At 54.9% G+C, this 12,947-nt stretch carries 11 protein-coding genes and 1 rRNA gene; 11 read left to right on the top strand and 1 reads right to left on the bottom strand.

All coding sequences use genetic code 11. The features are described 5' to 3' along the window. The 10 genes from lsrC (at position 1) to rbsR (ending at position 9,447) form a co-directional block, all read left to right on the top strand. Positions 1–1,080: an autoinducer 2 ABC transporter permease LsrC gene (gene lsrC, locus E0E17_RS07040; protein ID WP_130832844.1), complete on the top strand. Its 1,080-nt coding sequence runs from the start codon at positions 1–3 to the stop codon at positions 1,078–1,080. Then, positions 1,080–2,108 (top strand): autoinducer 2 ABC transporter permease LsrD, encoded by a 1,029-nt coding sequence (lsrD, locus tag E0E17_RS07035; RefSeq protein ID WP_439654629.1) that lies wholly within the window; start codon positions 1,080–1,082, stop codon positions 2,106–2,108. Before lsrC ends, lsrD begins: the two co-directional genes overlap by 1 nt. Before the next feature lie 22 nt (positions 2,109–2,130). Continuing rightward, positions 2,131–3,138, top strand: a complete 1,008-nt coding sequence (gene lsrB, locus E0E17_RS07030) for an autoinducer 2 ABC transporter substrate-binding protein LsrB (protein ID WP_130832841.1) — start codon at positions 2,131–2,133, stop codon at positions 3,136–3,138. Positions 3,139–3,181: 43 nt separating this feature from the next. Then, positions 3,182–3,472, top strand: coding sequence for a (4S)-4-hydroxy-5-phosphonooxypentane-2,3-dione isomerase (gene lsrG / locus E0E17_RS07025; protein WP_130832839.1), 291 nt, complete (start codon positions 3,182–3,184; stop codon positions 3,470–3,472). Positions 3,473–3,652: 180 nt separating this feature from the next. Continuing rightward, positions 3,653–4,072 (top strand): D-ribose pyranase, encoded by a 420-nt coding sequence (gene rbsD, locus E0E17_RS07020; RefSeq protein WP_130832837.1) that lies wholly within the window; start codon positions 3,653–3,655, stop codon positions 4,070–4,072. Positions 4,073–4,079: 7 nt separating this feature from the next. Next, complete coding sequence (gene rbsA / locus E0E17_RS07015) at positions 4,080–5,588, top strand: ribose ABC transporter ATP-binding protein RbsA (RefSeq protein WP_130832835.1); 1,509 nt, start codon at positions 4,080–4,082, stop codon at positions 5,586–5,588. Further along, positions 5,585–6,556, top strand: a complete 972-nt coding sequence (rbsC, locus tag E0E17_RS07010; RefSeq protein ID WP_130832833.1) for a ribose ABC transporter permease — start codon at positions 5,585–5,587, stop codon at positions 6,554–6,556. The genes rbsA and rbsC overlap by 4 nt, the downstream gene beginning before the upstream one ends. 26 nt (positions 6,557–6,582) lie before the next feature. Next, positions 6,583–7,458 (top strand): ribose ABC transporter substrate-binding protein RbsB, encoded by an 876-nt coding sequence (gene rbsB / locus E0E17_RS07005; protein WP_130832831.1) that lies wholly within the window; start codon positions 6,583–6,585, stop codon positions 7,456–7,458. A 62-nt stretch (positions 7,459–7,520) separates the two neighbouring features. Beyond that, positions 7,521–8,453: a ribokinase gene (gene rbsK, locus E0E17_RS07000; protein ID WP_130832829.1), complete on the top strand. Its 933-nt coding sequence runs from the start codon at positions 7,521–7,523 to the stop codon at positions 8,451–8,453. Position 8,454: 1 nt separating this feature from the next. Continuing rightward, the gene (gene rbsR / locus E0E17_RS06995; RefSeq protein WP_369408699.1) at positions 8,455–9,447 is read left to right on the top strand and encodes a ribose operon transcriptional repressor RbsR; all 993 of its coding nucleotides are present in this window, start codon (positions 8,455–8,457) and stop codon (positions 9,445–9,447) included. Here rbsR and mdtD read toward each other — a convergent pair. Further along, a complete protein-coding gene (gene mdtD, locus E0E17_RS06990) occupies positions 9,444–10,847 on the bottom strand; it encodes a multidrug transporter subunit MdtD (RefSeq protein ID WP_130832827.1) in 1,404 nt (467 codons plus the stop codon). The two genes, rbsR and mdtD, sit on opposite strands and share 4 nt — an antisense overlap. Positions 10,848–11,393: 546 nt before the next feature. Here mdtD and E0E17_RS06980 point away from each other — a divergent pair. Then, positions 11,394–12,935, top strand: a 16S ribosomal RNA gene (locus E0E17_RS06980). Positions 12,936–12,947 lie beyond the last annotated feature (12 nt).

The following is a 12,947-nucleotide window of genomic DNA, read 5'->3' as shown; positions in this document are numbered from 1 at the left end:
ATGCTGAAATCGATTCAGAATAACCGGGAGCTGACGGCGCTGGTTGCCATCATTGCGTTATTCAGCCTGCTGGTCGTGATGGAGCGCGACGCCTTTAGCCTGCAAACCCTGAGTATGGTATTCAGCAGCGCGCAAATGCTGATCTTACTGGCACTCGGTGCCACGCTGGTGATGCTGACACGCAACATTGATGTGTCGGTAGGCTCCATTGTCGGGCTGAGCGCCGTAACGCTGGGATTGCTGCTTAACAGCGGCATGACGCTGATGCTGGCGCTGCCCGCGACACTGCTGGTGGGACTGGCGGCCGGTTGCATAAATGGCCTGCTGGTCGTGGCGCTGCGTATTCCTGCCATCGTGGCCACGCTGGGGACGCTTGGCTTGTTTCGCGGCGCGATGCTGGTGCTGACCGACGGTAAATGGATTGAGGGGTTACCCGCCAGCCTCAAAGCCCTTTCTGTTCCCCTCTGGATCGGCGTTTCGCCGCTCGGCCTTGCGGTGCTGGTCACCGTGGCGCTGATGATACTCTGGCTCGCGCACAGTGCATTCGGCCGTAACTTTTATGCCACGGGTGATAACTACCGGGGCGCGCGTCAGCTTGGCGTGCCGGTAAATTTCGTGCTGATGCTGGCTTTTGCCCTGAATGGCCTGATGGCTGCCTTTGCGGGTATCGTTTTCGCCTCACAAATCGGTTTCGTTCCTAACCAGACCGGCACAGGGCTGGAGATGAAAGCGATCGCTGCCTGTGTGCTGGGGGGCGTCAGCTTGCTGGGCGGCACCGGTACGCTGCTGGGTGCCGTACTGGGCGCTTTTTTTATTACGCAAATCGATACGGTGCTGGTCCTGCTGCGTCTTCCCGCCTGGTGGAATGACTTTGTCGCCGGAGTGGTGCTGCTTACCGTACTGGTGCTGGATGGTCGCTTACGTCTGGCGCTGGCCAAAACCATACGGCGTCAAAAATATGCCCGTTTTCTGTCAGGCGCGACCCCGGCCTCTGGCCGGGTTAACGCCTCCGGGAGTGGCAACACCGTTAAAAGCGTGCTGCCAGCACTGAAGAAAAATAATAAGAGCGGGGTCGCCTGATGAACCGTTTAACCGCTGCGCCGTTGATGCGCTGGGAAAGCGCCCTGCTGGTTTTGCTGGTGGCAGAAATTCTGTTGTTTGGCATGGTGAACTCACGGATGTGGAACATCGATACCCTGCTTTACAGCACCAGCGACTTTATCACCCTGGGCATTATTGCTTTGCCGCTGACGCTGGTTATCGTCAGTGGCGGTATCGATATCTCCTTTGGCGCGGTGGTAGGGCTGTGCGCCATTGTGCTGGGGATATTGTGCCAGAACGCGCTGCCGCTGCTGTTTGCCATCCCCCTGACGTTGCTGGCGGGTCTGGCCTGCGGTTTGTTCAATGCCGCTCTGATCCTGTTTACCGGCGTCAGTCCGCTGGTGATTACCCTGGGAACACTCTACCTGTTTGGCGGCAGTGCGCTGCTGCTTTCGGGGATGGCGGGCGCTACGGGTTTTGAAGGTATCAGCAGCTTTCCGCCTGCGCTGACCGACTTTGTCAATGCCGAGGTGATGGCGCTTCCGGTACCGTTGCTGATTTTCTTTGTGGCCCTGCTGTTCTTTGCCGTGCTGATGCACCGCACACGTACCGGGCGCAACATCTTCCTGATTGGGCAGAATATGCGCGTCGCGCAATACGGGGCCTTACCGATCCGGCGCACCACTTTTATTTTGTATGGCATGACCGGCCTTTCCTCCGCGCTGGCGGCGATTTTAATGACCGCTTATTTCGGTTCGGCGCGCGCGGATCTCGGCGGTTCGTTGTTAATGCCGGCGATAACTGCCGCCGTATTAGGCGGCGCCAATATCTATGGCGGCGCCGGTTCAGTGATCGGCACCGCGATTGCCACGTTTTTGATCGGTTATTTGCAGCAGGGTTTGCAGATGGCAGGTATTTCCAGCCAGGTTTCCAGCGCGTTGTCGGGCGCGTTACTGATTCTGGTGGTGATTGGCCGCTCTGCTTCCCTTAACCGGAGCGCGCTTCGCAGTGTTTTCCGGCGATATCGTCTTCGCTGGTCTGCGTCTTCTTCTCTGACATCCAAATGAAGACAGGTGAATGATGAAAAACATGCGATGGAAAACAGCGATTATCGCTGGCTCGTTGGGGCTGTTCGCGTTACAGGCACAAGCCGCAGATCGGATCGCCTTTATCCCCAAACTGGTTGGCGTTGGCTATTTTACCAGCGGTGGCAACGGCGCGCTGGCGGCGGGTAAAGCGCTTGGCGTGGATGTCACTTATGACGGGCCCTCCGAGCCCAGCGTTTCCGGGCAGGTGCAGATGATCAATAACTTCGTTAACCAGGGGTATAATGCCATTGTGGTGGCCGCCGTTTCACCGGATGGACTGTGTCCGGCGTTAAAACGCGCCATGCAGCGCGGAGTCAAAGTGCTGACCTGGGATTCCGATACCCGGCCCGAATGCCGCTCCATTTATATCGATCAGGGCACGCCCGATCAGCTGGGCACTATGCTGGTTGAAATGGCATCCAGCCAGGTGAAGAAAGAGAAGGCGAAAGTGGCCTTTTTCTACTCCAGTCCGACAGTTACCGATCAAAATCAGTGGGTAAAAGTCGCCAAAGAAACTATCGCAACGCAGCATCCCGGCTGGGAAATTGTCACTACCCAGTATGGCTATAACGATGCCACCAAATCCCTGCAAACAGCGGAAGGCGTGCTGAAATCCTGGCCAGATCTCGATGTCATTATTGCGCCCGATGCGAACGCGTTACCCGCTGCCGCTCAGGCTGCAGAGAATCTGGGGCGGAAATCGGTCACTATCGTAGGATTCAGTACGCCCAACGTCATGCGCCCTTATGTTGAACGCGGCACGGTAAAACAGTTCGGCTTATGGGATGTAGTAAGTCAGGGCAAAATTGCCATTCATGTGGCGCAGCAGCTACTGGAAAAAGGGGAGCTGAATCCGGGCGATAAGATCACCGTGCCGGATAGCGGAGAACTGACCGTTTCGCCCAATAAAGTGCAGGGGTATGAGTATGAGGCGAAGGGAAACGGCATCGTTCTGTTGCCGGAACGGGTCGTATTTACCAAAGAGAATATTGGGCGCTACGATTTTTAAGTGCGAATCAACAACTGACAGCTAAAGGGGTTAAGGAGGCTTCATGGAGGTCACGCTGGTTGAGATCAACGTAAAAGCAGACAAAATCGAAGAATTTAAGCGCGTTTTTCATGCTAATCATCTTGGTGCGATTAATGAGCCAGGCAATCTGCGCTTTGATGTATTACAGGATACGATGTTGCCTACACGGTTTTATATCTATGAAGCCTATGTTGATAACGAAGCGGTGCTGGCACATAAAAAAACGCCACACTACCTGGCTTGTGTCGAAGCGCTGGAAAGCCTGATGACTGAACCGCGTAAAAAAACTGTATTTAACGCACTCTATCCCTGAGTACCATCCTTTAACAGAGACGGCGCCTCCTGCCGTCTCTTCGTCTGTCGCTTTAAACAAATCCCCCCACGCGAGCGAAACGTTTCGATAGCGATCACATTTTCAGCATCTGAGGATTGAGTTGCCCTGGTTATTTCATACACTGCCGTCAGCGAAACGTTTCGCTGTGGAGTGGAAAAGATGAAAAAAGGTCGCTTATTAAACGCTGAACTCTCCTGCGTCATTGCCCGTCTTGGACATACGGATACGCTCACCATCGCCGATGCCGGTCTGCCGATCCCCGCAGGGCCGCAACGTATCGATCTGGCCCTGATGCCGGGTACGCCCGATTTTATGCAGGTCGTTAGCGCGATAACGCATGAAATGCAGGTGGAAAGCGCGCTGATTGCGGAAGAGATTAAACAGCACAATCCACAGCTGCACAGCGCTTTGATCGCGCTGCTGGAACATTTGCAACAACATCAGGGAAATACTATCGCTGTCAGCTACACCAGCCATGAACAGTTCAAACAACAGACTCAGCGCAGCAAGGCGGTGGTTCGCAGCGGCGAGTGTTCACCGTATGCGAACGTCATCCTGAGCGCGGGCGTTACCTTCTGAGGTTTTCATGCAACCTTTATTGCAACTCAAAGGCATTGAAAAATCGTTTCCTGGCGTGAAAGCGTTGAAAGGCGCTTCGCTGACCGTCTGGCCGGGACGCGTGATGGCGCTGGTAGGAGAAAACGGCGCCGGTAAGTCCACCATGATGAAAGTGCTGACCGGCATCTACAGCCATGATGCAGGCTCGCTGCACTGGCTGGGTAAAGAGACCCGTTTCAACGGGCCAAAAGCTTCGCAGGATGCGGGTATTGGCATTATTCATCAGGAGCTGAATCTGATCCCGCAGCTTTCGGTTGCGGAAAATATCTTTCTCGGGCGCGAATACGTCAATCGCTTTGGTCGCATCGACTGGAAACGCATGCATACCGAAGCCGACGCCTTGTTGAAGCGGCTTAATCTGCGTTTCAGCAGCCATATGCTGGTTGGCGATCTGTCGATTGGCGATCAGCAGATGGTGGAGATTGCGAAGGTACTCAGCTTTCAGTCACAGGTGATCATTATGGATGAGCCGACTGACGCGCTGACGGATACCGAAACCCTCTCCCTGTTCCGCGTGATCAATGAACTGAAGGCGCAGGGCTGCGGCATCGTCTACATCTCCCATCGTATGAAAGAAATTTTTGAAATCTGCGATGACGTCACGGTATTCCGCGACGGCCAGTTTATTGCCGAACGCGCTGTCAGCGATCTGGATGAAGAGACGCTGATTGAAATGATGGTGGGTCGTAAGCTGGAGGAACAATACCCCCGGCTGGAGAAAGCGCCAGGCGAAGTCAGGTTAAAGGTCGATAACCTGAGCGGGCCGGGTGTCGAAGATGTCAGTTTTATCCTGCGCAAAGGGGAGATCCTGGGTATTTCCGGCCTGATGGGTGCCGGACGCACCGAATTAATGAAATTGCTGTACGGCGCGCTCCCCAAAAGTGCCGGCCGCATCCGGCTGAATGGCTGTGAAGTGCTGACGCGCTCACCACAGGAAGGCTTAGCGAACGGCATCGTCTATATCTCGGAAGATCGTAAGCGTGACGGCCTGGTACTCGGCATGTCGGTAAAAGAAAACATGTCCCTCACCGCCTTGCGCTATTTCAGTCATCGCGGCGGTACGCTCAAACATGCGGAAGAACAGCTGGCGGTCGGCGATTTTATCCGTCTTTTTAATGTGAAAACGCCCTCCATGCTGCAGCCGACAGGTCTGCTCTCGGGAGGCAACCAGCAGAAGGTGGCGATTGCGCGCGGGTTGATGACGCGCCCGGACGTATTAATCCTCGACGAACCTACTCGTGGCGTTGATGTCGGGGCGAAAAAAGAGATTTATCAGCTGATCAATCAGTTTAAAGCTGAAGGGCTGAGCATCATCCTGGTGTCTTCGGAGATGCCTGAAGTGCTGGGTATGAGCGATCGCGTTCTGGTGATGCATGAAGGCCGTCTGAGCGGCGAATTTACACGTGAGCAGGCCACGCAAGAAGCCCTGATGGCAGCGGCGGTCGGTAAGCAACACAGCGAGGAGTTAGTTGTATGAGTACGCAAACCTTACCGGCCAGTCAGCGCTGGTTCAGTAAAGCCTGGCTAATGGAGCAAAAATCGCTGATTGCGCTTCTGGTGCTGATCGCCGTGGTCGCCAGCCTGAGCCCTAATTTCTTTACCCTGGCGAACCTGTTCAACATCCTGCAACAGACCTCGGTAAACGCCATTATGGCGGTAGGGATGACGCTGGTTATCCTGACTTCCGGTATTGATTTGTCGGTGGGCTCGCTGCTGGCACTGACTGGTGCGGTGGCCGCCTCGCTGGTCGGTCTGGAGGTGAACGCCCTGGTCGCCGTGGCAGCTGCGCTGGCGATGGGCGCCTTTATCGGCGCCATTACCGGCACCATTGTAGCGAAAGGCAAGGTTCAGGCGTTTATCGCCACGCTGGTCATGATGCTGTTACTACGCGGCGTCACCATGGTGTATACCAACGGCAGCCCGGTGAACACCGGCTTCAGCGACAATGCCGATCTGTTTGGCTGGTTTGGCATCGGTCGCCCGTTAGGGATCCCCACGCCGGTCTGGCTGATGGCGTTCGTTTTTCTGCTGGCCTGGTACATGCTGCATCACACGCGTCTGGGGCGTTATATCTACGCGCTGGGTGGCAACGAAGCGGCTACACGTCTGTCAGGCATTAATGTCAGCCGAATCAAAATAATCGTTTATGCGCTGAGCGGAATGCTGGCGGCGCTGGCGGGCACTATCGAAGTGGCGCGACTCTCTTCCGCCCAGCCCACTGCCGGTACCGGTTATGAACTGGATGCTATTGCTGCTGTAGTGTTGGGTGGAACCAGTCTGGCGGGCGGCAAAGGACGGATTATCGGCACCCTGATTGGCGCGCTAATCCTCGGCTTCCTGAATAACGGCTTGAACTTATTAGGCGTTTCTTCTTACTACCAGATGATCGTGAAAGCAGTGGTTATTCTGCTGGCGGTACTGGTGGATAACAAAAGCAGTAAATAACTCTGACCTTTACACAGGAATTTTTAATGAAAAAGTTGACCGCATTGGCCGTCATTCTTGGCGCCACCCTGAGTACCAGCGCACTGGCAAAGGATACGCTTGCACTGGTGGTATCGACCCTGAATAACCCGTTCTTTGTTTCGCTGAAAGATGGCGCACAGAAAGAAGCGGATAAGCTGGGCTATAACCTGGTGGTGCTCGATTCACAGAACAATCCGGCAAAAGAGCTGGCGAACGTACAGGATCTGACGGTACGTGGCGCCAGACTGTTACTGATCAACCCCACTGACTCGGATGCCGTTGGCAACGCCGTGAAAATGGCTAACCAGGCAAACATTCCGGTTATTACCCTGGACCGCGTGGCGGCCAAAGGCGAAGTGGTCAGCCATGTGGCCTCCGATAACCGTTTTGGCGGCAAAATGGCCGGTGACTTTATCGCCAAAAAGCTGGGCGAGGGCGTAAAACTGATTGAGCTGCAGGGGATCGCTGGCGCATCAGCTGCGCGTGAACGTGGTGAAGGCTTCAAACAGGCGGCAGATGCGCATAAATTCAATGTGCTGGCCAGCCAGCCTGCCGATTTCGATCGCACCAAAGGACTGAACGTCATGCAGAATCTGCTGCAGGCGCATCCGGATGTTCAGGCTGTGTTCGCGCAAAACGATGAAATGGCGCTGGGCGCGCTGCGTGCATTGCAAACCGCAGGGAAATCTGATGTGGTTGTGGTGGGCTTTGACGGCACGGATGATGGGGTAAAAGCAGTTGAAAGCGGCAAGCTCAGCGCTACCGTCGCGCAGATGCCGGAAAAAATTGGCGCGATTGGCGTACAAACTGCCGATAAGGTGCTGAAAGGCGAAAAAGTGCAGGCGATTAATCCGGTCGATCTGAAACTGGTAACAAAATAAATCGAAGAAAAGCAGGGCAACGCGCCACCGTTCCGGTGGCGCACTTTCTGGATGATTCCCCTATGAGCAAAAGCGCAAAACTGGCGGTACTCGGTAGCATTAATGCCGATCACATCCTTAACCTGACGCATTTTCCGCGTCCGGGCGAAACGGTGATCGGGAAACAGTATCAGATCGCCTTTGGCGGTAAAGGGGCGAATCAGGCGGTTGCTGCCGGCCGGGCCGGTGCCAGCATCGCCTTTATTGCCTGTGTGGGGGATGATGATACTGGCGAGCGAATCCGTCAGCAGCTGATGCAGGATCGGATTGACACGTCGCCGGTAGAAACCGTACCAGGGGCAACCACCGGCGTGGCGATGATTTTCGTTAACGCTGATGGGGAAAACAGTATTGGTATCAGCGCAGGTGCCAATGCCGCCCTGACGCCCGCCTGCGTTGTGCGCCATCAGCAGGTGATTGCTGAGGCCAGCGCACTGTTAATGCAGCTGGAATCGCCGCTGGAAAGCGTGCTGGCGGCGGCAAAAATCGCGCATCAGCATCAGACGCAGGTCATCCTTAACCCGGCCCCGGCTACGCAACTTTCCGATGAACTGCTGGCGCTGGTCGATATTATTACGCCTAACGAAACCGAAGCGGAAATTCTCACCGGTATTGCAGTTAACAATGATGAGGACGCGGCGCGTGCGGCCAGGGCGCTTCATGCGAAAGGTATCGATACGGTGCTCATCACCCTGGGAAGCCGGGGCGTCTGGCTGAGCGAACAGGGTCAGGGGCAGCGTATTGCCGGTTTCCGCGTTGAGGCGGTGGATACCATTGCCGCAGGCGATACCTTTAATGGCGCATTTATTACTGCCCGCCTTGAAGGGAAGCCCGTTGTTGATGCGGTACGCTTTGCCCATGCGGCAGCAGCCATTGCTGTGACCCGGCCCGGTGCGCAACCGTCAGTGCCCTGGCGTGCCGAAATCGATGCGTTTCTGCAACAACAGGGCGAATGACGTGCCAACCATGAAAGATGTCGCCCGGCTGGCGGGCGTCTCGACCTCAACTGTCTCGCATGTGATCAATAACAACCGTTTTGTCAGCGAGCAGGTACGGGAGAAAGTTGAACAGGCGATTCGCGAGCTTAACTACGCGCCTTCTGCGCTGGCGCGCAGTCTGAAAATTAATCAAACCCGTACTATCGGCATGTTGCTGACTACCAGCAGTAACCCCTTTTATTCAGAGGTGGTGCGGGGGGTAGAGAACTGTTGCTATGAGCGCGGTTACAGTTTGATCCTCTGTAACACCGCAGGGGATGAAGAACGCATGAATCGCAGCCTGGAGACTCTGCTGCAAAAGCGTGTCGACGGATTGCTGATGATGTGCACCGAAAGCCATCTTCCCTCCGCGGAAATTCTCAATCGCTATCCTTCGATACCTACTGTGATGATGGACTGGGCACCTTTTGAAGGCCGTGGCGATATTATCCAGGATAATGCGTTGCTCGGGGGCGAGATGGCAACGCAGCACCTTATTGATCGCGGCTACAAACGTATTGCCTGTATTTCCGGGCCTCTGGATAAAACGCCAGCGCGCCTGCGTTTGGAAGGATATCTTAAAGCGATGGCAAGTAACGCATTAACCGTGCCGCCAGGCTACGTGGTTAACGGTGACTTTGAATTCCACGGCGGCTACCATGCCATGAATCAGTTGCTCAGCCTGAAACCGCTGCCCGAAGCCGTTTTCACCAGTAATGATGCCATGGCGCTGGGAGTCTATCATGCGATCTATCAGGCCGGGCTACGCATTCCGCAGGATATCGCCGTGATGGGGTATGATGATATTGAACTGGCGCGCTATATGACGCCGCCGTTGAGCACTATCCATCAGCCCAAAGATGCGCTGGGCGAGCTGGCTATTGATACGCTGATCCATCGTCTTGGCGATCCCGACGCCAGCCAGCAAACGCTGGTTCTGACGCCGGAACTGGTAGAGCGCAGTTCGGTTTAAGCGCTTTTCTTCTTTTTATCGCGATTGGTGATCAAATGGCGGCCATCGCCATTTTTCAGCAGCATAAAGGTAAATGCTGACAGCACGGTGACCACGCCCATCGTCAGAAAGGTGGCGTGGAAATGCTCAACGGTCGTACCGTCAAACTCCTGATAAAAGCGTAATACCGCTGCACTGACCGCTACCCCCATCCCGATAGATAACTGCTGTGTCACCGCCAGCATACTGTTACCGCTGCTGGCATTTTCATCGGTGAGGTCCGCCAGGGTAATGGTATTCATGGCGGTAAACTGCGTTGACATGGCCATACCTAATATAAAAAGCGGAATAAGCAGCACCACAATGCTTTCCGCTGGCGACTGCAGCGCAAAGGTGGCGATCAAAATACCAATGATGACGGTAATACCGACCAGCGTGCGGCGATAACCAAACAAGCGTAGTACCTGCGTCACGGTCGACTTCGCCAGCAGAGAGCCGATGGCCGTGGGCGCCATCATGCAACCGGCAATAATGGCCGAATAACCAAAACCGACCTGCAACATCAGCGGCATTAAAAAGGGTATGCAGCCGGTCCCCAGGCGCGAAGCGAGGTTGCCGATAATGCCGATAGAGAACGTCCGCGTTCTGAACATCGGCAGGCCGATCAGCGGAGCGGGATGTCGACGCGCATGCACAATATAAAGAAGCAGCAGCACGACACCCGCGACCAGTACGCCAGCAGCCAGCCAGGCAGAGACAATACGCTCACCAAACAGCTCGATACCAATAGAGATAAGCACCAGCCCAAAACCAAAGAGTAAAAATCCGGGCAGGTCAAAGCGGCGCTTAGGCGTGGTGAAGTCGGGCATATATTTGCGCGCGTAAAATATCCCGAGCAGGCCGATGGGAATATTAATCAGGAATATCCAGTGCCAGGTGGCGTAAGTCACCAGTAAGCCACCCAGCATCGGACCCAGTATCGGGCCGACCAGTCCAGGCATAGTGACAAAGTTGAGCACCGGCAGCAGTTCACTGCGCGGATAAGCCCGTAGCAGGGCCAGCCGGGCAACCGGCATCATCATCGCGCCACCCACCCCTTGCACCACGCGTGAGATAACCAGTACGCCAAGCGAGCCCGAAAGGGCGCATGCCAGCGAACCCAGGGTGAACAGGGAGACGGCAATAATAAAGACTTTACGCGTACCAAAACGATCTGCCAGCCAGCCGCTTACCGGGATCAGCATCGCCACCGTCAGGGTGTAGCTGATCACCGCAGATTGCATGGCAAGAGGAGAACGTTCCAGACTGGTCGCTATAGCGGGTAATGCGGTATTGAGAATAGTGGCATCCAGCGCCTGCATAAAAAATGCCATGGCGGCTATCCATGGCAGACCGGCCATACTGCGCGCGGATCGAATCATCGAGAGTCCTTCTTATCGCTATCCAGTCAGAAAGCTGGAAGAAAAAACGGATGGAGAAAAAGAATAGCATCGCAACAGTGGCGTACCGATGAGATTTTCACCTGTTGTCCTGCCGGATTGCGCTTTTAAGCAGCATAAAACGCCTGCTTTTAACGCAAATGTTTAAAAAAGGAGCGCTCGGAAAATTTTCTGAAATAAAGACTTGTCAGCGAGAATTAACTGCCTATAATGCGCCTCCACTGACACGGAACAACGGCATACAGGCCGCCGGGTCAGCAGGTTCAGTCCGCTGAACCGCCGGAGAAAAATCCTGAAAAAAGGATTGACTCTGAAGGAGGAAAGCGTAATATACGCCACCTCGCGACAGACGGCTGAGCCGCGTCGCACCGCTCTTTAACAATTTATCAGACAATCTGTGTGGGCACTCGCAGGATTGATATCGGAGCCTCCGGGCTTAAAAAATATCAAGTCTCAAGAGTGAACACGTAATTCATTACGACGTTTTTCCTTGAGCATCGCTTCACAAGTTGAAGCAAATCAAGCTTTTAATTGAAGAGTTTGATCATGGCTCAGATTGAACGCTGGCGGCAGGCCTAACACATGCAAGTCGAACGGCAGCACAGGAAAGCTTGCTTTCCGGGTGGCGAGTGGCGGACGGGTGAGTAATGTCTGGGGATCTGCCCGATGGAGGGGGATAACCACTGGAAACGGTGGCTAATACCGCATAATGTCGCAAGACCAAAGTGGGGGACCTTCGGGCCTCACACCATCGGATGAACCCAGATGGGATTAGCTAGCAGGCAGGGTAACGGCCTACCTGGGCGACGATCCCTAGCTGGTCTGAGAGGATGACCAGCCACACTGGAACTGAGACACGGTCCAGACTCCTACGGGAGGCAGCAGTGGGGAATATTGCACAATGGGCGCAAGCCTGATGCAGCCATGCCGCGTGTATGAAGAAGGCCTTCGGGTTGTAAAGTACTTTCAGCGGGGAGGAAGGGATGAAGCTTAATACGCTTCGTCATTGACGTTACCCGCAGAAGAAGCACCGGCTAACTCCGTGCCAGCAGCCGCGGTAATACGGAGGGTGCAAGCGTTAATCGGAATTACTGGGCGTAAAGCGCACGCAGGCGGTCTGTTAAGTCAGATGTGAAATCCCCGGGCTCAACCCGGGAACTGCATTTGAAACTGGCAGGCTTGAGTCTCGTAGAGGGGGGTAGAATTCCAGGTGTAGCGGTGAAATGCGTAGAGATCTGGAGGAATACCGGTGGCGAAGGCGGCCCCCTGGACGAAGACTGACGCTCAGGTGCGAAAGCGTGGGGAGCAAACAGGATTAGATACCCTGGTAGTCCACGCCGTAAACGATGTCGACTTGGAGGTTGTGCCCTTGAGGCGTGGCTTCCGGAGCTAACGCGTTAAGTCGACCGCCTGGGGAGTACGGCCGCAAGGTTAAAACTCAAATGAATTGACGGGGGCCCGCACAAGCGGTGGAGCATGTGGTTTAATTCGATGCAACGCGAAGAACCTTACCTGGCCTTGACATCCACGGAATTCTGCAGAGATGCGGAAGTGCCTTCGGGAACCGTGAGACAGGTGCTGCATGGCTGTCGTCAGCTCGTGTTGTGAAATGTTGGGTTAAGTCCCGCAACGAGCGCAACCCTTATCCTTTGTTGCCAGCGATTCGGTCGGGAACTCAAAGGAGACTGCCGGTGATAAACCGGAGGAAGGTGGGGATGACGTCAAGTCATCATGGCCCTTACGGCCAGGGCTACACACGTGCTACAATGGCGCATACAAAGAGAAGCGACCTCGCGAGAGCAAGCGGACCTCATAAAGTGCGTCGTAGTCCGGATCGGAGTCTGCAACTCGACTCCGTGAAGTCGGAATCGCTAGTAATCGTGGATCAGAACGCCACGGTGAATACGTTCCCGGGCCTTGTACACACCGCCCGTCACACCATGGGAGTGGGTTGCAAAAGAAGTAGGTAGCTTAACCCTCGGGAGGGCGCTTACCACTTTGTGATTCATGACTGGGGTGAAGTCGTAACAAGGTAACCGTAGGGGAACCTGCGGTTGGATCACCTCCTTACCTGAACGGTAC

Origin of the sequence: [Erwinia] mediterraneensis (assembly GCF_900604315.1) — a bacterium.
Classification (GTDB): domain Bacteria; phylum Pseudomonadota; class Gammaproteobacteria; order Enterobacterales; family Enterobacteriaceae; genus Pantoea; species Pantoea mediterraneensis_A.
The sequence above is the reverse complement of the archived record's forward strand: the minus strand, read 5'-3'. Positions and strand labels throughout refer to the sequence as shown.

Excerpts from the sequence above, each read along its gene's own strand:
- lsrC (WP_130832844.1), top strand. The coding sequence starts at position 1 with ATGCTGAAATCGATTCAGAATAACCGGGAGCTGACGGCGCTGGTTGCC.
- lsrD (WP_439654629.1), top strand. The coding sequence starts at position 1,080 with ATGAACCGTTTAACCGCTGCGCCGTTGATGCGCTGGGAAAGCGCCCTG.
- lsrB (WP_130832841.1), top strand. The coding sequence starts at position 2,131 with ATGCGATGGAAAACAGCGATTATCGCTGGCTCGTTGGGGCTGTTCGCG.
- lsrG (WP_130832839.1), top strand. The coding sequence starts at position 3,182 with ATGGAGGTCACGCTGGTTGAGATCAACGTAAAAGCAGACAAAATCGAA.
- rbsD (WP_130832837.1), top strand. The coding sequence starts at position 3,653 with ATGAAAAAAGGTCGCTTATTAAACGCTGAACTCTCCTGCGTCATTGCC.
- rbsA (WP_130832835.1), top strand. The coding sequence starts at position 4,080 with ATGCAACCTTTATTGCAACTCAAAGGCATTGAAAAATCGTTTCCTGGC.
- rbsC (WP_130832833.1), top strand. The coding sequence starts at position 5,585 with ATGAGTACGCAAACCTTACCGGCCAGTCAGCGCTGGTTCAGTAAAGCC.
- rbsB (WP_130832831.1), top strand. The coding sequence starts at position 6,583 with ATGAAAAAGTTGACCGCATTGGCCGTCATTCTTGGCGCCACCCTGAGT.
- rbsK (WP_130832829.1), top strand. The coding sequence starts at position 7,521 with ATGAGCAAAAGCGCAAAACTGGCGGTACTCGGTAGCATTAATGCCGAT.
- mdtD (WP_130832827.1), bottom strand. The coding sequence starts at position 10,847 with ATGATTCGATCCGCGCGCAGTATGGCCGGTCTGCCATGGATAGCCGCC.